The following is a 22281-nucleotide window of genomic DNA, read 5'->3' as shown; positions in this document are numbered from 1 at the left end:
AACTTTCCCCCTTGCCACAAGAAAACCGGCTAGCCGCCGGCACTTATGAATCTATTATAGTTGCAAGCTGAACCCCAAGTCAATGATTCAGCCCGCAATGAGCCACTCCGCAGCCCAAGCCATGAGCGCGGGCGACAACCACGCATCAAGCGCCGATGCCCCGGCAAGCACCAAGAGCATCCCGGCGGTTGTAACCGCAAGCGTTGAAGCTGCGGGCAGCAGCGATCCGGAACGGCGGATGAGGCGGAAGCGGATTATAAACGTTGCGAATGATATAGAAGCCGCGCTTGCCGCAAGATATGCCGGCACGCTGAGCAAATTCGCCGGAAGCACCGACAGAAGCGAGAAGGCAAGGCCTTTTCCGCCATGCTGGATCGCCAAAGTTGCCACGGCGAAGCCTACCAGCACGCCTTTGAAAAAATCAAGCGCCAGAATGACCGGCAGGCCAATGACCGCCAAGCCCATCAGCGCAATGACGAGCAGCCAGCGGCCGTGCAGCCAGAAGCTTTGCCAAAATTCCGCTTTACCGCCCTCGTCTCCGGAACCATGCTGGGCCAGCTGCAGCAGGAACACGTTCAGCTCCTCCTGCAGCACGCTCCGCTGATCCCCGTCGAGCCCGCTGGCCAGAAGCGCTCCGAATATAACGCCTGCACCGAACAGAATCGTCAAAAAAAGGAGCAGCACACGCTGCTCCGTACCCTTTTTTACCGCCGCAGCAAGCATATTTGCCCCTCCCTCTCCGAAGCAAGTCCGTTGAGGACAGCATATGCTCAGGAAGAGGAGAATATGATGCTTGTTATGCCGCCTAGATGTCGCAACCTGACATCAGCCGCGCAGACCGATCTGTCCGGTATGCTTGGAAAGCTTCCATAGATAAACGGCCATAAGCGTTTTGGCGTCGCCAATTAGTCCGCGTTCTATATAATCCTCGGCCTGCTCCATTGTGAGCGCCTCTACATGCAGCTCCTCATCCTCGTCAGGCTGACTTTCTCCCTGCTCCAGTCCTTCTGCTACGTAAAGATACACCTTCTCGTCCGCAAATCCGGGTGATGTGTAGAACGCGTCGACGAGCCGGACCGAAGCGGCGGTAATGCCCGTCTCTTCCTTCAGCTCGCGCGCTGCGCATACAGCCGGATCTTCTCCCGCATCCAGCTTGCCGGCTGGAATTTCCACCTGGTATTTGTCCATCGGCTTCCGGTACTGCCCAACCGTCAGCAATTTTCCGTCCACAATGGCGATTACCGCCGCTGCGCCGGGGTGACGGATAATTTCCCGTGTTGACGTCGCGCCGCTAGGCAGCTGTACCTCATGCACCTGAAGCGAAATGATTTTCCCCTGGAACTTGGTCTCGCTGGAAAGCGTAATTTCCGGTCCGGGCATGCTGCCTGCCTGTTTTGTGTCACTCATGCGCTGTTCCTCCTTGGAATAACTTGTCCCATCTCCGCATATCGTGGTCATATCTTCTATCGGAGGGCGGGATTTCGGATGAAAATGTACTTGGGTGAAAAAGAGCTTCGGCTTGTTGGAAAAGCATGGGAAATTCGCCACACGCTGCGCAAATTAAGCCGCGAATCGGACAAGCCCGGAAAGTTGAAAGATCGTTCAACGCGCGGAGGAGCGGCCGAAAATGCGGCGCCTGGACAATTGCAGTCCTTGTTGAACCGGCGATCATAAATCGGAGCTGCCTCTGAGGGGGCTGAAGCCCCTCAAAACCTTGCTGGTCATCGACTCTGTGAGCGAACACGTTTAGTTAAACCATTTAGCCCTGAGCTGCCGTGCGCGTAATAATCGCCGTCACCAGTTCAGCCGTGCGAACCAGATCATCCGCTTTAAGCTGCTCTTTAGTCGTGTGGATATGCTCGTATCCAATAGCAAGATTGACCGTAGGCACGCCTAACCCGTTGAAAATATTGGCGTCGCTGCCGCCGCCGGAATGGAACGTCCGCGGCGTCAAGCCAATGGAGCGAATCGCCTCGGCAGCCGCCTGCACAACCGGTGAATCGTCGCCATGATTGTAGGATGGGTACAGGAGGAGATCCTCCAGCTTGCCCGAAGCACCGAACTCCGCCGCCGTTTGCTCCACCGAGCTGCGCATCGCCTCTACCTGGCGCTTCAGCTTGTCGCCGTCGATGCTCCGAGCCTCCGCCAGCAGTTTTACATAATCGCAAACGACGTTGGTCGCCCCGCCGCCTTCAAAGCTGCCGATGTTAGCCGTCGTCTCGTGATCAATGCGCCCAAGCGGCATACGCGCAATCGCTTTGGATGCAACCTGAATCGCGCTGATTCCGTCTTCGGGGTTGACGCCGGCATGAGCGGAGCGGCCCGTTACGTGGATCGTCAGCTTGGACTGGGCAGGCGCAGCGGTCGCGATGCCGCCGATTTCACCGTTGGAGTCCAGCGCGTAGCCGAATTCCGCACGCAGCTTTGAGCGGTCAAGCGCCCTGGCTCCGGCCAAACCCGATTCCTCGCCAACGGTAATGACAAACTGCACCTCGCCGTGTTTGGCGCCCGTTTCCTTGAGCACGCGGATTGCCTCAAACATCGCAGCCAGTCCCGCCTTGTCATCGCTGCCGAGAATGGTCGTGCCGTCGCTTCGCAAGTAGCCGTCCTCGTCGAGGCGCGGCTTAATTCCGTTTCCGGGTTTCACCGTATCCATATGCGAGGTAAAAAAAATAATCGGAGTCCCGTTCGAGCCGTTGGCTGCCAGCGTTGCAAACAGGTTGTTCGCGCCGTGTCCAGTCGCAGCCGCAGCTTCATCCTCCTCAAGCGCCAGGCCCAGCTCGGCGAATTTGGCCTTCAGAACCTCGCTAATAGCGGCTTCATGACCCGTTTCGCTGTCTACCTGTACCAATCCCATAAATTCTTCGATCAGCCTGCTGCGGTTTATCATTACAGCCACCGTCCTCTATTATGTAAAGTTTCATTCAATCGATTTTGGATAGGTAATCCGCTATTTTCCCGTAATGTCAGCTTGGCTTTTACCCCTCTGATTCGTTACAATAGAGTCATATGGGTTGTCCGCCCCGGAAGGAGAGGATCAAGTTGAACCAACCAAATCGCGCCGTCAAAATCGTTGTTTATGTCGTGCTGATCACCCTCCTGGTGACCACGATTCTTTCCAGCATCGGCCTGCTGCTGTAAGCGTTATTTCACAGGCTTAACGTCCGGCTTTTCGGCCGCATTTAGCCGTTGTTGCCGGCCTGACAACTGCCTTAGAAGAACGGGACTGCCCTTCAAAGGGGCCGTCCCGTTTTGCGTTTGCTCTATCAGCGTCAGGCGGGATGAAAGCCGAACCGTTTCATAAAATGAGGCAATATCTCCCTCGCGGCGCGCTCCAGCTCCATCGTTTGTCCGGTCAAATCTTCAAAAGAGGTTACCCCAAACTCCTGAATCCCGCACGGAACAATACCGGTAAAGCCTTCCTTTCCGATACCTGCTTTAATGTTTAGCGCAAAGCCGTGGCTCGTCACAAATCCCCGGCGCAGACGCGACTTGTTAAATTTAATGCCGATCGCAGCAATTTTGTCATCCCCGACCCACACCCCGGTGTATTCCGGCTTGCGGCTGCCCGAAATGCCGTAATCCGCCAGCCAGTCAATGATGACCTGCTCCAAATCCCGCAAAAAACCGTGCAGATTCAGCCCTTTGGCATCCAAATACATAAGCGGATATCCAACCAGCTGGCCGGGGCCGTGATAGGTGATGTCTCCGCCTCGGTCAATCTCGTAGACCGAAATGCCTCGCTCGCGCAGCTCTTCAGGAGCCAGCAGCAAATGCTCGGGATGCCGGTCCGTACCTAGCGTATACGTCGGCGGATGCTGAAGGAGGAGCAGCGTTTCCACGCGCTCCCCCCGATCGATTTCGCCGACGTATTCTTTTTGCAGGTCCCAGGCTTCGCCATAGTCAATGCTGTTAATGTAACGTGCGGCCAACGGCCGCGTGATGATATTCGTTTCCACCTGTGATCCTCCTGCTCTGGATGCCCGCGCAGCCTTTAGTACAGCTGCGTTTCCGAATTATAGCTCTCCAGGTTCTCCTTCACCCGCTGCAAGAAGCGGCCGCAGATTACACCGTCCAAAATCCGATGGTCCAGCGACAAGCAAATATTCGCCATTGAGCGTACGGCCAGCATGTCGTTGATGACGACCGGCCGTTTGACGATCGACTCAAACGTAATAATTGCCGCCTGCGGGTAGTTAATAATCGGCTGAGTGAGAATTGCCCCGAAGGAGCCTGTGTTGTTGACGGTAAAGGTGCCGCCCTGCACATCGTCCAGCTTCAGCTTGCCGTCCCGCGTTTTGCGGGCAAGCGTTTCGATCTCATGCGCCAGGCCGGCGATATTTTTCTGGTCGGCGTTGCGAATGACCGGAGTGACAACAGAATCCTCCGTACCGACCGACAGAGAAATATTGATGTCCCGTTTAACAATAATTTTGTCAACCGCCCAAACGGAGTTGATAATCGGGAAGTCCTTGATTGCATTGACGACCGCTTTGATGAAAAAGGCTAAGTACGTCAAATTTGTACCTTCGCGCTTTTTGAAGTCGTCCTTAAGCTTGCTGCGCAATACGACCAGATTGGTCACATCCACCTCAATCATCATCCAGCCGTGCGGAATCTCCGTCACGCTCTGGCGCATGCGGGAAGCGATCGTATTGCGTACAGGCGTTACGTCAATAAAATATTCACCGCGCCCAGGGATCGACTGTCCCTCTACTTCAACAGAAGGAATACGCGGCGTTTCCGTAAGATGAAGTCCCGAAGAGCGTACCGGTCCTTTTGCCTCGACAATGCGGTCGCCGGGCTGAATCATCGTCGATTCCGGCTGGGCTGCTGCCGTTTGGCCAGAAGATGCTGCCCGTCGTCCGGCTGCTGCACCCGTTGCGGCGCCTCCGCCTGCGACATAGGCTAAAATATCTTTCCGCGTTACGCGTCCGCCTGCTCCTGTGCCCGGGATATCGGCCGGATTAATTCCATGCTGTGAGGACAGCTGCAGAACAGCCGGTGAATAACGGCCGCGCATTGCTGAATCGCCTAGCTGCGGCCGGGCCGGGCCTGGCGGCGCAGCCTCAACCGCAGAGTCCGGCGTCTGTGCTGCAGCTGACGGCGCTTCCGTTGCCGCGCCTGCTCCGGCTTCGGTTTCAATCAGGCAGATCGGAGTCCCGACCTCTACCGTCTCCCCGACTCCGACCAGCACTTTAACGAGCGTGCCCGTAATCGTGGATGGAATTTCCGCTCCGACTTTTTCAGTAATAATTTCGCATAACGGCTCGTACATGCCCACCTGATCTCCAGGCTGCTTCAACCAGCGCTCAATTGTCGCGCTTACGACCGATTCGGCCAGCTGGGGCATAACGATCTCCTGTATCGTTGCTTTCATCGTATCGCTCCTTGCCGGGACAGCTGCAGCCGGAAGCTGGCGCGCTGCCCTCGGGATACATTACCTATCAAACATTGTGGTGATTCACTGTATTAATAGAGCGCCAGCTCTCTCATCGCTTCAAGCACTTTATCCTTATTCAGCATAAAAAACTTCTCGCCCGGAGGATTGATCGGCATCGCAGGGACGTCAGGACCGCATAAACGGCGGATCGGCGCATCCAGCTCATAGAGCATTTCCTCAGCGATAATGGCTGACACTTCAGCCCCGATGCCGCCGGTTTTGTTGTCCTCATGAATGATGAGCACTTTGCCGGTGCGGCGCGCAGCTGCCAGAATGCCTTCCTTGTCCAGCGGCTGAAGCGTACGCAGATCCAGAATATGCGCGTTAATGCCTTCCTCCGCCAGCTCCTCGGCTGCCTGCATTGCAAAATGCAGCGGCAAGCTGTAGCTGATGACCGTAATGTCGTCGCCTTCCCGCAGCACATTGGATTTGCCGATTTCGATCTCGTAGTCCCCTTCGGGTACCGGACCTTTAATCAAGCGGTAACACTTTTTATTTTCAAAAAAGAGGACGGGGTCGGGATCGCGAATCGCCGCCGTCAGCAGCCCCTTGGCGTCAGCAGGCGTGTAAGGCGCGACGATTTTAAGTCCCGGCGTGCCAAAAAAGACCGATTCCGGGCACTGGGAATGATACAGCCCGCCGAAAATGCCGCCGCCGATCGGCGCACGGATGACGACCGGGCAAGTCCAATCGTTATTGGAACGATAGCGGATTTTGGCCGCCTCGCTAATGATCTGATTCGTAGCCGGAAACATAAAGTCCGAATACTGCATTTCAGCGATCGGCTTCATGCCGTACATGGCAGCGCCAATGGCGACGCCTGCAATCGCCGACTCCGATAGCGGCGTGTCCATGACGCGAGCTTCGCCGAACTGCTCCTGCAGCCCTTTAGTCGTCGTAAATACTCCGCCCTTTACGCCAACATCCTCGCCGAGCACAAATACGTCGGGGTCGCGCTCCATCTCTTCCTTCATGGCGAGACGAATTGCTTCAATATAGTCCATTACCGGCATGATTATCGTCCCTCCTGTGGCGCGTCGCCCGCATACACATGCCAGAGAGTGCTCTCCGGCGTCGGGAACGGTGCTTCATCCGCATAACGCGTCGCTTCATCCAATTCCCGGCGGATAACGGCAGCCAGCTCGTCTTCCTGCTCCTCGCTCCAAATTCCGGTTGCAAGCAGATATTGTTTATATGCAGTTACGCCATCGCGGGAGCGGTTCTCTTCCACTTCCTCTTTGGTCCGGTAAGCGAGGTCGTTGTCGGAGGTTGAATGCGGCGAAAGCCGGTACATCATTGCCTCAATCAGCGTCGGGCCTTCGCCTGCGATCGCGCGCGCTCTGGCTTCCTTGACCGTCTGGAATACAGCCAGCGCGTCGTTTCCGTCCACGCGCAGACCGGTGAAGCCGTATCCGAGCGCCCGGTCGGCCACTTTGCCGCCCAGCTGCTTGTGAACCGGAACGGAAATGGCATACTGGTTATTTTCGCACATCAGAATGACCGGCAGCTTATGCACGCCAGCAAAGTTGCAGCCTTCATGAAAGTCACCCTGGTTGCTGGAGCCTTCGCCAAACGTCACAAAGCTAACCCGCTGCTCCCCCTTCATCTTGGCTGCCAGCGCAATGCCGACCGCATGAGGAACTTGAGTCGTAACCGGGGAAGAACCCGTGACGATGCGAAGCTTTTTATGTCCAAAATGGCCCGGCATTTGCCGGCCGCCGCTTGTCGGATCTTCCGCTTTGGCAAATACGGAGAGCAAAAGCTCGCGCAGCGTCATGCCGACAGAGAGGACAAATCCGTAATCCCGGTAATAGGGAAGGTAATAATCCTGTGCGCGATCCAGCGCCCAAGCCGCCGCAACCTGCGCAGCCTCCTGGCCGATGCCGGATACGTGGAAGTTAATTTTGCCTGCACGCTGAAGCAGCAGCACCCGCTCATCAAACATGCGTGCCGTTCTCATCATCTTATACATGTCAATAGCGTCCTGGTCGGACAAGCCAAGCTCGCGATGCCGCGAATCTACTTGTGGTCGGCTCATGAAAGAACCTCCTCTTTCTCCCAGGCTTAATACCTGGTACTAATACTTGATAGTAGTATTATAACTCTGCCCGCACGAAAAGAAAACCTTTGCTCGGCTTCTAGAAGTTTAGCGACTTACCGCTAATGGCCAGCATCGCTTCACCAAGCGCTTCCGATAAGCTTGGATGAGGATGGAAGCTTGCTCCTACTTCCCAAGGAACCGCATCCAGGAACTGCGCCAGGGAAGCTTCAGCAATAAGCTCCGTTACATGAGCTCCAGCCATATGAACGCCGAGCAGATCATTTGTAGCACGGTCGCTGATTACTTTGACAAACCCTTCCGTATCTCCTTGCACAATCGCCTTTGCGATCGCGGCAAACGGAATTTTTGCTACAACCGGATCATACCCTTTTGCCCGAGCCTGCTCTTCTGTGTAGCCGACACTTGCCGTTTCCGGCCTGCTGTAGACGCAGCGCGGAATCCGATGGTCGGACAGCGGATGAGGTTCAAGGCCAAGCAAATGCTCTACGGCAAAAATACCTTCATGCGCGGCTGCATGCGCAAGCTGGACACCGCCGGTAACATCGCCAATCGCATAAATATGCGGCTCAGCCGTCTGCAGCGTTGCTTTCACTTTAATCCAGCCGTTTTGCAGCGCAATATCGGTATTTTCCAAGCCCAGACCTTCTACGTTTGCCTGACGGCCAACGGAAATAAACAGCTTGTCCGCCTGCAGCGTTTCATCGGAATCACCGTTTTTCACCGTAACGGAGACGCCTGCAGCGCTTTTGACCAGGGAATCGGCCTGAATCATAGCTCCGGTAACAATGCGAACTCCGCGCGAAGCCAGCGCTTTGGAGATTACTGCAGAAACGTCCGGGTCCTCTGCCGGCAGCAGCCGGTTTGCCGCCTCAACAAGCGTCACCTTCGTCCCAAAATCACTCAGCATCGATGCCCATTCCACCCCGATCACACCGCCGCCGGCAATCAGCATCGATTCAGGCAAAGACTCAAGGCGCAGCGCATCGTCGCTGGTCAGCACATATGTTCCATCCGCCTCCAAGCCCGGAAGCTGGCGAGGCCGGGAGCCTGTTGCAATGATAAGGTGATTCGACACAACGGATTCCATTTCGCCGTTCTCCAGTTCAACGGCCAGCGAACCGCTTTTTGGAGAAAAGATAGACGGGCCGACAATCCGCCCTTTTCCGTATACAATTTCGATGCCGTGTTTTTTCATCAGTCCCATAAGCCCGCGGTGAAGCTGCTCCACCGTTTTGTCTTTACGGGCCTGAACGGCGCCAAAATCGAGTTGAACCGCTGCCCGGTCCACTTTGATTCCATATGTATCCGCTTCAAGCAGAGAGGCGTAGATTTCGGCGCTTCGCAGCAGCGCTTTGCTTGGAATACAACCTTGATGGAGACAGGTGCCCCCAATGCGGCCCCTTTCTACAATAGCTACCTTTTTTCCTTCTTGAGCGGCGCGGATCGCAGCCGAGTAACCTCCCGGTCCGCCTCCCAATACCGCTACATCCACTTGAATTGGCATTGCATCATTTCCCTTTCCCAAGCGCGGTCATTCGCGCAGATTGTTGTGATCGTGAACAACATGCTAGGGAATATTGTACCTTTTTTGCGGCCCGAATAACACTGCATGGACAAGGCTGTTATGTTTGAAGTAAGATTAAATATGGACAACTCTGCATCTAAGGCCGGATTAAGGAGAGAACACCATGAAAGTAGTTATTTCCAGGTTTGTTGCTATTCTTATTCTCGTCATACCTGGCATCATCGCCTGTTACGGTTTTTTGCAAATGAAAAAAGCAACCTTTGATTACTTTGCTGCTTTTGGCAATGATGCCGTAATTCCTGACTTTAACTGGATTACGTTTATTGTCGGTTTTATTCTTTTTGCAATAGGCATCGGTTTCATCGGCGGCTGGATTTTCTTCCGCGACCGAAAGCATAATTATGTAGCGCCGCGCTTCAAAAAGAAACGTCCAAGACCCAACGTTTGACCCTACATGGCATTGGCACAAGCAACATCTCCTCCTCAGCCGTACAATACATTATCCAACAAGGAGAGGAGATGCTTTGAATGTCTTGTGGCTGCAATCGTAATCGCATTTGCCCTGATGAGACAGTAGTCGATCCGGTTCAAACCATTTACCGTGACCAATATCATCCCCAACTGGTGCGTGTCGTTCATCCTGTAGAAATCGTAACTCGCCATCATTGCTTCCCTGTTCGCTGCGACGTATATAAAGTTTTCTGTCGCAATGAATTTGTCGGCGGCCCTGAGGAAGGCGTTCCTTATGACAATGATAACGGATATGCCAATGGCGCGGCTAATGGATTTGCCAACAATTACAATAACGCCTACGAAAACAACAGAGTTATGGAAAATGGCGTTTACGGCGATTTTGACCGCCCTACCATTTCCCGCAAAAAACCTAAAAAATCTTCTAAAAAACGCTCTAAAAAATAATGGCTTCATTCTGATAAAGAAGACCGTTGCGGCCTGTGCCCAACGGTCTTCTTTTTGCAGATGTCGATCCGATTGATTCATGCTATCTAATGTCAATCCGGCCGTAAATTCGTTTTCCAATTCCTAGTATACTTTAATACGGAAGCTTGTCAATAAACGTGTTTTGTCGGAAATGGTCAGTTATTACCGAATAAAATAGTTTAAATAAATTTTCTTGGATTATTTTTCATTTATTAATTATACTTTTTGAATTTTAAAGGTGAATTTCCAAGTCGCTTGTTCTCCAGAATAACGTCCCCGATTTTCTTCAACCGTTACATTTAAAGATTTAGTAATCGTCCCCTTAACGGAAGACACTTTAATGGATTTGTTTGCTGCGCCTTCTTCAGGAATTTTGTCCTGTTCTTGAGCCTCGGCTTTAAGCTTGATCGTATCTGAGCTTTTTAAAGTAAGCGTAACGGAGCTACCTTCTTCGAGTTCTTTCCCATTGACGTAACTGCCCCACCACCACTCGTTACCAACATGATTGTTTTCCACAAGTTCAGCACTGACTAACGTTACTTTTACTTTAATTGTTTTGGGTGCCGCCGATAGCGGCTGAATAGCCAACGTAAACATGATGATTAAGATTAGCGTAATTCCAATAAATTTAGTTCGCATAACATCCTCCGATTAGGTATTTTTACCCATTTAGCCTATCATATCATAGTTAAATGGTATATAGAGGATATATATACTATGGTTGCATAAACATAGAAAAAGAGCCAATAGCGGCTCTTTTAGTAACAAAAATTTTTAGTTCTGATTGTTCATCATGCCAGCCAGCTGCTTCCAAGCTAATCCATTGTCTGCTCGGTCCCGGGACGGCATAGTTTTCACCTTGTCAAAAAATAACGATTCGCTACGGTTTGACGAATTCGCCAAAAAGGATTGTATTAGAATAATCAATGCCATCAGGACCGTGCAGGATATACTGCCATAAAATGCCAGACTTCAAATCAAACTGTTGAATCCTATTCGCAGATCCTTGAGGTCCCTACCACTGATAAATGCTCGTCGTTTGTCCACGCATCAAATACAATATTTCGAGGCGCTTCATGAATGCGGTTAATTTGATCCCACGAACGCCAGTTTAAATTTCGTTGCTGGTTCCAGCGTTATTTGGGGTCATCATTTCTCCCTCCAACTTAGCTCTCTAATCTAGTTTAAATAGATTTCTATTCGTTCCAAAAATAAATTGTTTTTGTTTTCCCATCCCATTCCAGCTTTTTCTTTGTCACCTGAGCAAGCTCGGCGGACCATGCGTAAGTGACCCCATCCTGGTTCACCGTAGACTTCATCACCGTTCCGTCCACACTGGTTAAGCCTGACTTACTGTCCCAAGCCACTTCTGCGCCCAACGCCTCGCCAATGGCTCTGATTGGCGCATAGGATCGGCCATCTATGAGAATTCCTTTCGCAATAACATGATCATCTACAGCTACTTGGATACCTCTGTCAGAGATATGCGTGTCAGAGGTTAACTCCGGTTGAGTCAATGCCTCATAAGCAGTCTCAACATCTTTAACCATATCCGCCCAAGATTTGCCCCATTGTTTTAAATATGCGATTGGATCGGTATGAGTAGTGCCTCCTAAATTTCTGCGAACCCAATCATGGGACACTAAAGTCACGCCATCCATAACGCCTAACTTGCGCTCATTCAGCTTTAACGCTGCAAGCCAACATGTGCGCTTGTAAATTTCATTAAATTCTGCCGCTGATTGAGCGGAGCACATCTCAATATTAATAAATCGATTGTTCCCATTTCCGCATCCCCAGGACTTAAATTCCCATTTGGCACATTGAGTCATAGAAGTGCCATCAACGAAAGCATGGACAAATGCTTTACGGCTCCTCCAATTGCGCTTGAAGTAGGAAACTTCACTGTCCATGCTGTCACCGGGACACTCCGTATCATGGATACAAACGCCTTCCCAAGCTGCAATTCCGTTTCTGTACGCTTCGCTTGGAAGGTCAGGAATCAAATCTACATGAATGTCATAACTCATCGCCGTTCACCTTATCCTTTTTATATACGTTGGAGCTTATCCCCCCTCTATCCTATTCCGAAGCTCTTATAGTGCTATCAATAGTAGAAGCAAATAGGCTATTTCAATAGATTTGACAAAGGATTTAATATAACAAAAAACACCCCTCTACTGGTTGATGTAGCAACCAATAAAGGAGTGAATATAATTCAGTCAGATTAGCTTATTTTATGCTCAATCCGCAGCTTGTCTGCTACCCATCGCGATGAATTCGCTGTTGGTAGGTTTCGACTTGCTGATGTTAATCGTGTAAGGTCAGGCGTATCAAGGGTTCTTAGGGTATCATGACATCTATAACTTCAAACACGTTATTGGCTTGTTATTGGAAAGTTTATTGGTTAAATTGCTTTCCATTTTTCAGTATAACTCAATCCCATAGCTTGTCAATGAATGTAATTTGTATACTAAGTATAAATTTGCTCCAAGACAAAAAAAAAGCCCATGCTTTATCAGCACAGGCTTATCATCATGTTATTTCTAATAGTGAACCGTCTTCGTCTTCCCATTCCATTCAAGCTTGGTATTCGTTACCTGAGCAAGCTCACCAGACCAGCCATATGTAATGCCATCTCGATTCACTGTAGATTTAATTACAGTTCCATTTACGCTTGTCTTGGCTTGCTTATCGTCCCAGACAACAACTTTACCTAAAGCTTCTCCAATAGCTCTAATTGGCGCATATGAACGTCTATCAATAAGAATACCTTTACAAATCACTTTATCATCTACAGCCACATTGATAACCGTTTCCTGTTGCTTTGCTTCATTTGATAAAGCTTCATACGCTGTCTCAACATCTTTAACCATATCTGCCCAAGATTTGCCCCATTGTTTCAGATAGCTGATGGGATCAGAGTGATTCGTACCACCGAGATTCTTGCTCACCCAAGCATGAGAAACAAGTGTAACGCCATCTATAACGCCTAATTTACGTTCATATAGCTTCTTGGCTGCAAGCCAGCATGTACGTTTATATAGCTCGTTAAAGTCAGCCTGACTATGCGCTGAACACATCTCAATATTGATGAACCGACTATTCCCGTTTCCGCATCCCCATGACTTATATTCCCATTTGGCACATTGAGTCATGGAATCTCCATCAACAAATGCATGAACGAATGCTCTACGGTTCCTCCATTCACGCTTGAAGTATTTTACTTCGCTCTCATCGCTATCTCCGGGACACTGTGTATCATGAATACAAACGCCTTCCCAAGCACCAATTCCCTTCCTATATCCCTCTCGTGGAAATCAGGAATCAAGTCTACACGAATGTCATAACTCATCGCTGTTCACCTTTTTCCTTCAGTACGGCAATAAGGCTCTTTAATTGACTGGGCATAGGAAGCTTCATTCGTCCATAGTTTTCCGCGATACTGATCGCTTCATTAGCCATGAAGAAGTAAATCGCACCTGTCATGAGGCTCAGATTCCCTTCGAGTCCAAGGAAATTATCTGCATGATAAAGGATAATGATTGCCAGCCACATCCCTGTTTTCTTTAAATCGATTTGTAGTGCTGAATAAGATTACACAGGTGCAGGTTGATGAAATTGTTGGAGTAGTGGCTCCGTCTTAATTGACGGGGCTTTATTTATTTTATAAGGAGATAATTACATATGGAACTATTTATTAAATCAACAATTGGAGCGGTTGGGACTACACTATCCTTCCTATTCATCCTTACTATTGCAGATTATGTGACGGGAATGTGCGCCTCAGTAATTGAAGGTTCAGGCTTAAGTTCACGTATTGGATTCAAGGGACTGTTAATAAATTGTTGGAGAATCTCAAGCTATAACAGGAGGGATACTGTGAAGACAAAACTCACATATCGGCTAATCTTATTAGTTACTTCACTGATACTTTTACCATTGTCAGAAGAAACATGGCAGAGTGTTATACTATATGCTACGGCTGCTTATAGTGGATTAAGTTTAGCGGTTTATATTATGGTCAAAGTAAGGAAGAAAAGTGTATGAAAAAAAGCAGTCTATCGCTATGGATGGGCTGCTTTTTTTCATTAAATAATTAGCTAGTAAGTTGTGGCAAATTAATGTTGATTTCTTCTTTTACTATAGGCGTAACTGTTTTTCCTTCTTGTTTGACAGATGTAATAATCATCTTAAGACTTTTGGATTGTTTAAGAGTTATTTTTTGATTCGCTCTAATTTGAAATACATCAATCAAACCATCTTTTGTCGCTACTCCACTAATGTTCGATACTTGACCAGAGTCACTAACAAAACTAACATCAAATACGCGCCAAGGAACTTCCTTTCCCCTGTAATACCACTTTTTATACCATAATCCATATTGAATCTCTTGACTTTCGGGGTAATAGTAAAGATCAGTTATAGATATATTTAAATTTTTTAATTTATGTTTAGGAACCTTTATTGGAATTGGCGTCTCGTCATATTGGTCATAAGTGATGATCATAGGTTGAGTATAACCATTCTTTAATTTTATAATGTCCCAATCAATGTATACATAAATGCAACATAGAATAATGAATATACTTGCAAAAATACCAATACGCTTTTTGTTAGTCATGAGGACTCCTTAAAAGTTAATAACCTAATTGTCCTAGTCCATGCGACCAATATCCTCTGGAAGCAAGATTACTGTTATAAATGTTCACTGCATTGCTACCAACTGTTACATTTGACATATCAAGCGCTGAAGACCTAGCAGAGTGCCCCCATCTAGCATTATTATAGCCTTTTACACTATCGTAATCCCATATAAGAGTCATAAGTCCTTTATCCCAATACTGGACAACTTCAACTTGTTTATTACTATGCTTAGTCGGATCTTCAACTGTCGCTTCTTTTCCACCTTGGAATTCATACTCATTCTCTCTTACGATTTCAGCAGCTTTGTTAATTGTATCATTTAGCGTTTTAACTACACCAAACCAACCTAACCATCCAAGTGCAGTAGCCCTTGCAACGTCCCACGCTGCCATAATAAGTGAGATACTTGTATCTGCATTAAACACCTGTGATTTCATTTTTACTTGGTTAAATGCATTAACAGTTTCAAAAACTCTAACATGACTGTTACCTGAATAACCTAAGTCTTTTAGTTTTTGCGAAACAAAGCTAGTCCCATAAACCTGCTTAGCTGTATATCGTCTCTGAAACGTCTCATGTGATGGAGCAGGATATACTAATACGGGTGTTGCTGCTACCGCACGTGTCGACCTCGAAAGAGGAGTATTTCCCGATTCAATTGCACCGTTTTCGAATGAAACAGTCGGAATATCATTTACAAAATCAATGGTCGTATCTGGTAAAGCCTCAATTTCAGCGAACTTTTCTTCTTCTAGAAGCTTATCTATTTTCTTAAGTTCTTCTTCGGTTCTTTCTTTGTTTATATCTTCTTTCTTATCATAATAGTCACCTTTAACATTGTTAAAATTCTCTTCTGCAATTCCTGTGGTAGTATCAGATACTGTCTTACGTACTGTACCATCATCATAATAGGTAACAATAGTTCTAATATTACCTTCTTCATAATCAATCATTATAGATTTAATTCCATCTTCCATAAACAAGACTTGGTTTACTTTACTGTTTTCTGGAACAAAACTTTTAAACAGTGCGTTATCATAGATCTTCGAAAATTCATCCTCAGAAACTGGGGAATTATTCAAAACTACTTTAAACAACTCATCTAACTGTTGTTTCTCTTTATTAATCTTAATTTTATTTAGTGCATCTTCTTCTTTTTCTAGGTTACTCTCTGTGGCTACTGGAAGTGGTGCAGAAGCTAGAGCTAATTGACTTCCCAAAATAGAAATTATAATAAGTCCAGAAACTACGGTTTTCGCAAACAATTTAATACTCCCCTAAATATATCATATTCTGCTCCGGCCAGATCCAGTAAATTAATACTAATTTAATAATAATTTATTATCTATAGGTGAATAGAACCATTAAAACCATTTTTTGTATCTATGTAAATCCACTCCAGGCGAAACAGATTTTTACTCGCATAACCCTTATCCCGCTATAGATATTAATTTAAAGGCCGAATCGCTTTTAACCCCTTATACTTTCCCTCACTCAGCTCTAAAACGCCTGCACAAGCCTCCTAGAGCGTTCTAACTACACATAACAAAGAGGCCCTTCGGATTGATGTGCCATGAGCCTGCTTTGTTATGGATGTTAATTAGAGCTTGTCCATTCCCATTAGTGGGCTATGTCTTTGATATTTCTTGCTTATCTCATTGTCCGTAAAGTCAAGATAAGCCTTCTGCGTTACCTCAACTGAGCTATGACCAAGTATCCTAGATAGGGTAAACCAATCTCCCCCATTTAAAATATAGTACTTCGCAAAGTTGTTCCGAAGTTGATGCGGGTGAATCTCCACCCTCGCTCTTTTACCAGCATCCCGTAGAGCCTTCTCAAAGTTCCTGATTTCCAGTTGTGTACCCGTAGTGGTTGGAAATAAAAATGGGCTGTCATTGTAGCGATCACGATAACGAAGCCAGCTCTTAATGTCCTGAGCCATCTTAGATGAGAAATAAACATATCGTTGTTCCTTATTCTTCGTGGTAACAGCCAAAATGCTTTTATGTGGCAAATCAACGTTTTCAGGAAGTAATGACAAACACTCCCCTATCCTCATTCCCGTATCAAGAAGTAAACGAGTAACAATCCAGTTTCTAAAGGCATGAAACTTACTCATGTCAAATTGATCCAAGACACGCTTAATTTCTTCTTCAGCTAAGGTTGGCTTTATCTTGCAATGCACTTTTGGGTTAATAATTTTCTCAATTGAATTCTTGGTGATTTCACGCTCTATTATCTCCATAAAACCAATTGAAGAAGACCTTGATGATACAGACATAATTAGCCATTATCGTTGTCTAATAATTGTTTATTAAAGTCTGATTTGTTTCTCGGGCTGATCAGTCCCTTAGCACGGTCCTGAAGATACTTGATGTATTCCGTCAAAATAAAACACTCCTTCACTGGTTTTTATAACAACCAATAAAGGAGTTGAATTTATACACATCATGATGGAAAGTTTATGGTTTCACCTAGATCAATTTGGTGTTAGTTGGTCAAATTGATCTAGACCCAATCCCTTGAAACCCTTACCCCATCTACGTTCAGCTTACTTTATGCTCAATCCGCAGCTTGTCTGCGACCATCGCGATGAATTCGCTGTTGGTAGGTTTCGACTTGCTGATGTTAATCGTGTACCCGAACAGGTGGCTGATGCTGTCAATGTTGCCGCGCGTCCAGGCAACCTCGATGGCATGGCGGATTGCACGCTCAACGCGAGAAGGCGTTGTTTTGAATTTTTCGGCGATCGCCGGATAGAGCGTTTTGGTTATTGCCCCGAGAATTTCGATGTTGTTGTAAACCATCGTAATTGCTTCGCGCAAATACTGATATCCTTTAATATGTGCAGGAACGCCGATTTCATGTATGATGCTCGTAATGTTGGCGTCCAGGTTTTTACCTTTGGCAATCGGCACCACATTAGACTTGATCATGGACGAAGCCGAGGAAGAGAATGAGCTGGAAGTGGACGAAGCAACAACCGTTTGATTGCCGACAAGCTGGCGTACGCGGTTCGCCAGCATCTCCATGTCAAACGGTTTTAGAATGTAATACGACGCTCCGAGTTGAACCGCTTTTTGAGTAATGTTCTCTTGACCGAACGCCGTCAGCATGATGATTTTAGGCATTGGATGAAGACCGCTTTCCCTCAAACGCTCCAGTACACCAAGGCCGTCTAGATGCGGCATAATAATGTCTAGGATCAGGACATCGGGAAGACGGTCGGCTTCTTTGAGCAGTCGCAGCACTTCTTCACCGTTGTAAGCAATACCGGTTACTTCCATATCGTCCTGTTCCGTAATATATTCGGACAATAAATTTGTAAATTCACGGTTATCATCGGCAAGTAAAACCTCAATCTTGGACAAGGGAAGTCCTCCTTCATGGCGATGGAATGGTCTCTTATTGGCTTGTTATATCGATTCGACACACCAAATGGATTTCCTTCTGTCGAATATTATTTTTCTTTCTTTTTGGAGCTCAATTATGTATAATAAATAATTTACTACATATGCCGACCTAATCGTATAAAATTCGACAAAATTACAGAAAAAATCTTAAGGCTAGGAAGCCTTAAGATTTTTATTTGCTGTACGGAGCATAATCCCTGCATCTTGGAGCATCCATTCAATAAAGCATCCATAACCGGAAGATGGATCATTAACGAACACATGAGTAACGGCCCCAATTAACTTGCCATTTTGAATAATTGGACTTCCTGACATCCCCTGTACAATCCCGCCAGTCAGCTCAAGAAGCTTTGGATCGGTCACTTTTATAACCATGCCCTTAGTGGCAGGTTGTTTTTGTTTGCTGACATGACTGATTTGTACGGCGAATCGTTCCACTTTCTGGCCGTTTAAGACGGTGAGAATTTCAGCTGGCCCTTCCTTAACCTCTTCTGAAAAAGCGACTGGAACCGCATCAGCTCGATAGCTGTGACCGGGAAGCTGATTCATCTTTCCAAATATGCCAAACGGCGTGTTTCGCTCGATATTACCTAAAATGTTTGCTTCATTGACGAACGTCGCTCTTTTTTCACCTGGTTCGCCATTTTGACTTTTGTTAATGGAAGTTACATTAGACTCTAAAATTTGTCCTTCGCCAACTTCAATTGCAGTACCCGTATCAAGATCTGTAATAACATGACCTAAAGCGCCATAAACGCCTTGATCCGGAGCATAAAAAGTCAACGTACCAACGCCTGCAGCTGAATCCCGAATATAGAGACCGATTCGCCACGCGCCGTCTTCGTAATCATAAGCTGGTTTAAGCTTAATTGTCATGAGCTTGCCTGAGCGTTTGACAGTAAGCTTCATGGAACCTTTGTTTTTACCGGCTTGCTCCGTAAATTGAGCAATCTGTTTGACCTCGCGTACTTTATGACCGTTAATCTCCATAATTAAATCGCCTAATCGGATACCGGAAAGTTCACCAGGAGAAACTTTAGAATCGGCATTTTCATGTACGAGATGATGGCCTACGACAAGAACACCGGATGACTTAACTTTTACTCCAATCGTCTGACCGCCTGGAATGACTTTAAGATCGGGAACGACATCAACATGGACTGTTTTAAATGGAATTTTCCCAAACAGCTTTAACGACAGTGTAGCCTTACCGCTCTGGCGTGATTCGATGGAAATCGGTTTTTTCAAATCCAGGGTCTGTCGGTGCTTCGCTTGCCCGTTGACTTGAAGAATATTGGAATCCACCGTCATGTCCGCATGGACAGGCATGTTGTATTCCAGCCGTTTCAGCTGCCCGGAGAACAAACGCAGTTCATTCGGAAACGAGGCATAGTTCAGGAACGGACTGGAGATGCCGATCATGCAAACGAAGAATACGAGAACTAATCCGAACCACCGCTTCCGCTGGTTGGCGCTCATGATTTCACGCTCCCTGTAGTTCCATCGCTTGACGATTGGTCTCGCCATTTGCGTACCTATAAGGTACCCTGCCCCCCCTGATTTATGTCCGATAAAACATTCCCTGAAAGCCTGCCATTAGGCGCCTTTTTGACGATCTGCCAACACCAGCATTTCTTGAGCATGATGCCTTGTTTTGTCCGTTACCTCAACTCCGCCCAGCATGCGGGCCAATTCTTCAATACGCTCCCGGTCGCTCAGCTCTTTAACTGAGGTAACGGTGCGTTCACGCACGATGTCTTTGCTGATCTCATAATGGTAATCAGCCATGCAAGCCACTTGTGGCAAATGGGTGATGGAAAACACCTGGCATTTGCCAGATAATTGCGACATTTTTTCCGCTATCGCTTGGGCAGCTCGTCCGCTCACTCCCGTATCCACTTCATCAAAAACAAGCACAGGCACTTGATCAATTTCGGCAAAGATGCTTTTTAATGCAAGCATAATACGGGACATTTCACCGCCAGAAGCAATTTTGCTGAGCGGTTTAAGCGGTTCCCCGGGATTGGGCGCGAGAAGAAATGCCGCTTCATCAATTCCGTGCAGAGACAGCTTATAAGGTTCTTGATCCGATTGGGTTTCCATATTGGCCCGGAACAGAGTTCTGCTCATTCCCAAATCCTTAAGCTGAGCTTCAACCGATGCCGACAACAAATCAGCAGCTGCCCGCCGTTTATGAGAAAGCTCTTCAGCCAAACGTGAGCAATTTGCATGTGCTTCCTTTAATGCTGTCTTCAAGGCACGAATATGGTCATCGCGATTTTCAATCAAATCGGCCTCATGTTTAACCTTTTTGTAGTAGGCCATAATATCAGGAACCGTATCGCCGTATTTACGGCGCAGACCGTTTAGTATCGTAATTCGATTTTCGATATCGGCAAGCCGCACAGGGTCGCTTTGAATCGTTTCTTTATAACCGCGCAGCTGATGAGCTGCATCTTCAGCCTGATAATAAGCGTTCTTCAGCTGTTCCATAAGCGGACCAAGCAAACTGGGATTGTAGCTCGAAATATCATCCAGCTTCGCGATTGCTGTACTAATGGAGTCAAGAGCGCCGCTGTCGTTCAACAGCTCGTATGCAGAAGTTGCATGGTTCATAATTTTATCCGAATGGGCAAGCTGGTCTTTCTCTTCCAGCAGCTGTTCCCACTCGTCCTTGCGCAAATTGGCTGATCGGATCTCTTCCATCTGGAATTTATACAGATCGAGCATTTGCATGTTTTGACGGCTGGAGTCCATGGCGTTTTTTAAATTGCCACGCAGTTCTCCATAACTAAAAAAGGCGGCTTGGTATTGTTTTTTTAGGGAGGATACCTCTTCGCCCGCAAATAAATCCAGCCATTCCAGATGCTGTTCGCTTCGCAGCAAGGATTGATGCTCGTGCTGTCCGTGAATATTCACCAGACACTCGCCGATTTCTCTAAGCATCGTCATGTTGGCAATGGAGCCGTTAATACGGCAGGAGCTTTTCCCTTGAATCGTGAGCTCTCTGCGAATTGTAAGCAAATCCTCGGAAGCTGCCTTGAAACCGAATCGGTCCAGCACATGCCAAACCGGGTGTGTAGGTGCAAGATCAAAAGAGGCCTCCATCTCCGCTTTGTCACAGCCGTAACGAACCATATCCGATGATCCTCTTCCCCCGATAAGCAGGATGAGCGCATCAATTAAAATGGATTTTCCGGCACCGGTCTCTCCTGTAAGGACATGAAATCCGTCATGAAACCCGACAGTGACTTCTTCAATTACGGCAAGATTGCGGATGGACATTTCGCGAAGCATAGAAACACTCCTTTGATCCCATAAGGTTTAAAATCAGTTCATCATAGCGAGCAGCTGCTCGACAATTTTGCTCCCAAATTCTTTGTTGCGGCAAATGAGCAAGATGGTATCGTCACCGCTGATGGTTCCCATAATTTCCGGCCATTCCATACCGTCCACAAGTGAAGCGATGGCATTAGCCGTACCAGGGAGACATTTCATGACGACCAGATTTTCCGCTTGGTCAACATGAAGAAAATTGTCCAGCATAGCCCTTTTCAGCTTGTTAACCGGAATAAAACGCTGCTCCTGCGGAAGAGAATACTTGTACCTTCCGTCCTCCGCCGGGATTTTGATGAGCTGCAGCTCCTTAATGTCTCTTGAAACTGTGGCCTGTGTCACTTGCAAGCCTGCCGCCCGAAGAGCCTCAACAAGCTCATCCTGAGTTTCAATGACGTTGCGTCCGATAATTTCGCGGATCTTAACATGCCGCAATCCTTTCATCATTCAGGCCTCCTTCAGTGTAGGTTCTGCGTTGATATCGAATTTAACCGTTCGTATTGTTCTGTCTTCGCTGTCTATAATTAGTATACCCTCGAGCTCCGGGAGCAGTAGGCTGAACACGAGCAGCCGATCTCTTAAGCCGCTGCCTGTCCATTCCATCGGCTGGCGGTCCCGGACGAGCTTCACCGCATACATGCTGTCGCCCTGCACGGCTACGTAATCCACGTACAGCCGGCTTGACATTTCTTGCCCGTCCAGCTCGACAACGAGCGGCACGCGGTGTTTGCCGGAAACGACCTCGTACCCTTGGGCTTCAAGAAAGAGCACATGCGGGTCATCCGGCGCAAGTATTTCTCCCCGCCCAAGCACAAGCCGCTTCATTCCCTTCGGTTCATGAAGCCAATTGTAGAAGGCACGATAAATCCAGAAGCCGATTAAGAGCGCGGCGAGAATCATGATAATCCCGTCCATG

The 22281-nt window shown here is 47.7% G+C and carries 25 protein-coding genes and 1 pseudogene; 5 read left to right on the top strand and 21 right to left on the bottom strand.

The window, feature by feature from the left end:
* Positions 1-87: 87 nt before the first annotated feature.
* Together spoIIM and M3223_RS08155 are read right to left on the bottom strand one after the other, a co-directional pair.
* On the bottom strand, positions 88-723 hold the full coding sequence (gene spoIIM / locus M3223_RS08160) for a stage II sporulation protein M (RefSeq protein WP_251560775.1): 636 nt from the start codon (positions 721-723) through the stop codon (positions 88-90).
* Between the two features lie 102 nt (positions 724-825).
* Positions 826-1407, bottom strand: a complete 582-nt coding sequence (locus tag M3223_RS08155) for an NUDIX hydrolase (RefSeq protein WP_251560774.1) — start codon at positions 1405-1407, stop codon at positions 826-828.
* Between the two features lie 78 nt (positions 1408-1485).
* Between M3223_RS08155 and mciZ the strand changes: the two genes are divergently transcribed.
* A complete protein-coding gene (mciZ, locus tag M3223_RS08150) occupies positions 1486-1674 on the top strand; it encodes a Z-ring formation inhibitor MciZ (protein ID WP_251560773.1) in 189 nt (62 codons plus the stop codon).
* A gap of 85 nt (positions 1675-1759) precedes the next feature.
* On the opposite strand, the gene M3223_RS08145 is transcribed toward mciZ, so the two are convergent.
* Entirely contained in the window at positions 1760-2890 is a 1131-nt protein-coding gene (locus tag M3223_RS08145) for a M20/M25/M40 family metallo-hydrolase (protein ID WP_251560772.1), read from the bottom strand.
* Between the two features lie 152 nt (positions 2891-3042).
* Between M3223_RS08145 and prli42 the strand changes: the two genes are divergently transcribed.
* Positions 3043-3141, top strand: a complete 99-nt coding sequence (gene prli42 / locus M3223_RS08140; protein WP_251560771.1) for a stressosome-associated protein Prli42 — start codon at positions 3043-3045, stop codon at positions 3139-3141.
* A 131-nt stretch (positions 3142-3272) separates the two neighbouring features.
* Here the strand turns inward: prli42 and lipB are convergent, their stop codons facing one another.
* From lipB to lpdA, 5 genes are all read right to left on the bottom strand, one after another.
* Positions 3273-3947, bottom strand: coding sequence for a lipoyl(octanoyl) transferase LipB (gene lipB / locus M3223_RS08135; protein ID WP_251561015.1), 675 nt, complete (start codon positions 3945-3947; stop codon positions 3273-3275).
* A gap of 47 nt (positions 3948-3994) precedes the next feature.
* Positions 3995-5380: a dihydrolipoamide acetyltransferase family protein gene (locus M3223_RS08130; protein WP_251560770.1), complete on the bottom strand. Its 1386-nt coding sequence runs from the start codon at positions 5378-5380 to the stop codon at positions 3995-3997.
* Between the two features lie 92 nt (positions 5381-5472).
* The gene (locus M3223_RS08125; protein ID WP_251560769.1) at positions 5473-6456 is read right to left on the bottom strand and encodes an alpha-ketoacid dehydrogenase subunit beta; all 984 of its coding nucleotides are present in this window, start codon (positions 6454-6456) and stop codon (positions 5473-5475) included.
* 2 nt (positions 6457-6458) lie between these two features.
* Complete coding sequence (locus tag M3223_RS08120; RefSeq protein WP_251560768.1) at positions 6459-7481, bottom strand: thiamine pyrophosphate-dependent dehydrogenase E1 component subunit alpha; 1023 nt, start codon at positions 7479-7481, stop codon at positions 6459-6461.
* Between the two features lie 100 nt (positions 7482-7581).
* Entirely contained in the window at positions 7582-9009 is a 1428-nt protein-coding gene (gene lpdA / locus M3223_RS08115; protein ID WP_251560767.1) for a dihydrolipoyl dehydrogenase, read from the bottom strand.
* A 184-nt stretch (positions 9010-9193) separates the two neighbouring features.
* On the opposite strand from lpdA, the gene M3223_RS08110 reads away from it, so the two are divergent.
* Both M3223_RS08110 and M3223_RS08105 read left to right on the top strand, forming a co-directional pair.
* On the top strand, positions 9194-9478 hold the full coding sequence (locus tag M3223_RS08110) for a DUF2627 family protein (RefSeq protein WP_251560766.1): 285 nt from the start codon (positions 9194-9196) through the stop codon (positions 9476-9478).
* Between the two features lie 80 nt (positions 9479-9558).
* A complete protein-coding gene (locus tag M3223_RS08105) occupies positions 9559-9948 on the top strand; it encodes a hypothetical protein (RefSeq protein WP_251560765.1) in 390 nt (129 codons plus the stop codon).
* Between the two features lie 237 nt (positions 9949-10185).
* Here the strand turns inward: M3223_RS08105 and M3223_RS08100 are convergent, their stop codons facing one another.
* The 5 genes and pseudogenes from M3223_RS08100 to M3223_RS08085 form a co-directional block, all read right to left on the bottom strand.
* Complete coding sequence (locus M3223_RS08100) at positions 10186-10608, bottom strand: hypothetical protein (protein WP_251560764.1); 423 nt, start codon at positions 10606-10608, stop codon at positions 10186-10188.
* A gap of 557 nt (positions 10609-11165) precedes the next feature.
* A complete protein-coding gene (locus M3223_RS08095) occupies positions 11166-11999 on the bottom strand; it encodes an N-acetylmuramoyl-L-alanine amidase (protein ID WP_251560763.1) in 834 nt (277 codons plus the stop codon).
* A gap of 197 nt (positions 12000-12196) precedes the next feature.
* Positions 12197-12290, bottom strand: a pseudogene (locus tag M3223_RS24640) (sporulation transcription factor Spo0A); the annotation flags it as partial.
* 225 nt (positions 12291-12515) lie between these two features.
* On the bottom strand, positions 12516-13262 hold the full coding sequence (locus M3223_RS08090; protein ID WP_353057683.1) for an N-acetylmuramoyl-L-alanine amidase: 747 nt from the start codon (positions 13260-13262) through the stop codon (positions 12516-12518).
* A 58-nt stretch (positions 13263-13320) separates the two neighbouring features.
* Positions 13321-13548, bottom strand: coding sequence for a phage holin family protein (locus M3223_RS08085; RefSeq protein WP_353057682.1), 228 nt, complete (start codon positions 13546-13548; stop codon positions 13321-13323).
* A 108-nt stretch (positions 13549-13656) separates the two neighbouring features.
* On the opposite strand from M3223_RS08085, the gene M3223_RS08080 reads away from it, so the two are divergent.
* Entirely contained in the window at positions 13657-14019 is a 363-nt protein-coding gene (locus M3223_RS08080) for a phage holin family protein (RefSeq protein ID WP_251560761.1), read from the top strand.
* A gap of 49 nt (positions 14020-14068) precedes the next feature.
* Here the strand turns inward: M3223_RS08080 and M3223_RS08075 are convergent, their stop codons facing one another.
* From M3223_RS08075 to M3223_RS08040, 8 genes are all read right to left on the bottom strand, one after another.
* Complete coding sequence (locus M3223_RS08075) at positions 14069-14593, bottom strand: hypothetical protein (RefSeq protein ID WP_251560760.1); 525 nt, start codon at positions 14591-14593, stop codon at positions 14069-14071.
* Between the two features lie 16 nt (positions 14594-14609).
* The gene (locus M3223_RS08070) at positions 14610-15881 is read right to left on the bottom strand and encodes a hypothetical protein (protein ID WP_251560759.1); all 1272 of its coding nucleotides are present in this window, start codon (positions 15879-15881) and stop codon (positions 14610-14612) included.
* A 335-nt stretch (positions 15882-16216) separates the two neighbouring features.
* Complete coding sequence (locus tag M3223_RS08065; protein WP_251560758.1) at positions 16217-16897, bottom strand: tyrosine-type recombinase/integrase; 681 nt, start codon at positions 16895-16897, stop codon at positions 16217-16219.
* Between the two features lie 265 nt (positions 16898-17162).
* Positions 17163-17987, bottom strand: a complete 825-nt coding sequence (spo0A, locus tag M3223_RS08060) for a sporulation transcription factor Spo0A (RefSeq protein WP_251560757.1) — start codon at positions 17985-17987, stop codon at positions 17163-17165.
* A gap of 195 nt (positions 17988-18182) precedes the next feature.
* Complete coding sequence (gene spoIVB, locus M3223_RS08055) at positions 18183-19508, bottom strand: SpoIVB peptidase (RefSeq protein WP_251560756.1); 1326 nt, start codon at positions 19506-19508, stop codon at positions 18183-18185.
* A 117-nt stretch (positions 19509-19625) separates the two neighbouring features.
* Positions 19626-21326 carry a DNA repair protein RecN gene (gene recN, locus M3223_RS08050; protein ID WP_251560755.1) on the bottom strand — a complete coding sequence of 567 codons (1701 nt, stop codon included), beginning with the start codon at positions 21324-21326 and terminating at the stop codon, positions 19626-19628.
* Between the two features lie 33 nt (positions 21327-21359).
* Positions 21360-21809, bottom strand: a complete 450-nt coding sequence (gene ahrC, locus M3223_RS08045) for a transcriptional regulator AhrC/ArgR (RefSeq protein WP_285891200.1) — start codon at positions 21807-21809, stop codon at positions 21360-21362.
* 3 nt (positions 21810-21812) lie between these two features.
* On the bottom strand, positions 21813-22280 hold the full coding sequence (locus M3223_RS08040; RefSeq protein WP_251560753.1) for a hypothetical protein: 468 nt from the start codon (positions 22278-22280) through the stop codon (positions 21813-21815).
* Position 22281: the final 1 nt, after the last annotated feature.

This window comes from Paenibacillus pasadenensis (genome assembly GCF_023715725.1).
Lineage (GTDB): Bacteria > Bacillota > Bacilli > Paenibacillales > Paenibacillaceae > Paenibacillus_O > Paenibacillus_O pasadenensis_A.
The sequence above is the reverse complement of the archived record's forward strand: the minus strand, read 5'-3'. Positions and strand labels throughout refer to the sequence as shown.

Coding starts and splice junctions, on each gene's coding strand:
- spoIIM (WP_251560775.1), bottom strand. CDS start 723: ATGCTTGCTGCGGCGGTAAAAAAGGGTACGGAGCAGCGTGTGCTGCTC.
- M3223_RS08155 (WP_251560774.1), bottom strand. CDS start 1,407: ATGAGTGACACAAAACAGGCAGGCAGCATGCCCGGACCGGAAATTACG.
- mciZ (WP_251560773.1), top strand. CDS start 1,486: ATGAAAATGTACTTGGGTGAAAAAGAGCTTCGGCTTGTTGGAAAAGCA.
- M3223_RS08145 (WP_251560772.1), bottom strand. CDS start 2,890: ATGATAAACCGCAGCAGGCTGATCGAAGAATTTATGGGATTGGTACAG.
- M3223_RS08130 (WP_251560770.1), bottom strand. CDS start 5,380: ATGAAAGCAACGATACAGGAGATCGTTATGCCCCAGCTGGCCGAATCG.
- M3223_RS08125 (WP_251560769.1), bottom strand. CDS start 6,456: ATGCCGGTAATGGACTATATTGAAGCAATTCGTCTCGCCATGAAGGAA.
- M3223_RS08120 (WP_251560768.1), bottom strand. CDS start 7,481: ATGAGCCGACCACAAGTAGATTCGCGGCATCGCGAGCTTGGCTTGTCC.
- lpdA (WP_251560767.1), bottom strand. CDS start 9,009: ATGCCAATTCAAGTGGATGTAGCGGTATTGGGAGGCGGACCGGGAGGT.
- M3223_RS08110 (WP_251560766.1), top strand. CDS start 9,194: ATGAAAGTAGTTATTTCCAGGTTTGTTGCTATTCTTATTCTCGTCATA.
- M3223_RS08105 (WP_251560765.1), top strand. CDS start 9,559: ATGTCTTGTGGCTGCAATCGTAATCGCATTTGCCCTGATGAGACAGTA.
- M3223_RS08100 (WP_251560764.1), bottom strand. CDS start 10,608: ATGCGAACTAAATTTATTGGAATTACGCTAATCTTAATCATCATGTTT.
- M3223_RS08095 (WP_251560763.1), bottom strand. CDS start 11,999: ATGAGTTATGACATTCATGTAGATTTGATTCCTGACCTTCCAAGCGAA.
- M3223_RS08080 (WP_251560761.1), top strand. CDS start 13,657: ATGGAACTATTTATTAAATCAACAATTGGAGCGGTTGGGACTACACTA.
- M3223_RS08075 (WP_251560760.1), bottom strand. CDS start 14,593: ATGACTAACAAAAAGCGTATTGGTATTTTTGCAAGTATATTCATTATT.
- M3223_RS08065 (WP_251560758.1), bottom strand. CDS start 16,897: ATGTCTGTATCATCAAGGTCTTCTTCAATTGGTTTTATGGAGATAATA.
- spoIVB (WP_251560756.1), bottom strand. CDS start 19,508: ATGAGCGCCAACCAGCGGAAGCGGTGGTTCGGATTAGTTCTCGTATTC.
- recN (WP_251560755.1), bottom strand. CDS start 21,326: ATGCTTCGCGAAATGTCCATCCGCAATCTTGCCGTAATTGAAGAAGTC.
- ahrC (WP_285891200.1), bottom strand. CDS start 21,809: ATGAAAGGATTGCGGCATGTTAAGATCCGCGAAATTATCGGACGCAAC.
- M3223_RS08040 (WP_251560753.1), bottom strand. CDS start 22,280: ATGGACGGGATTATCATGATTCTCGCCGCGCTCTTAATCGGCTTCTGG.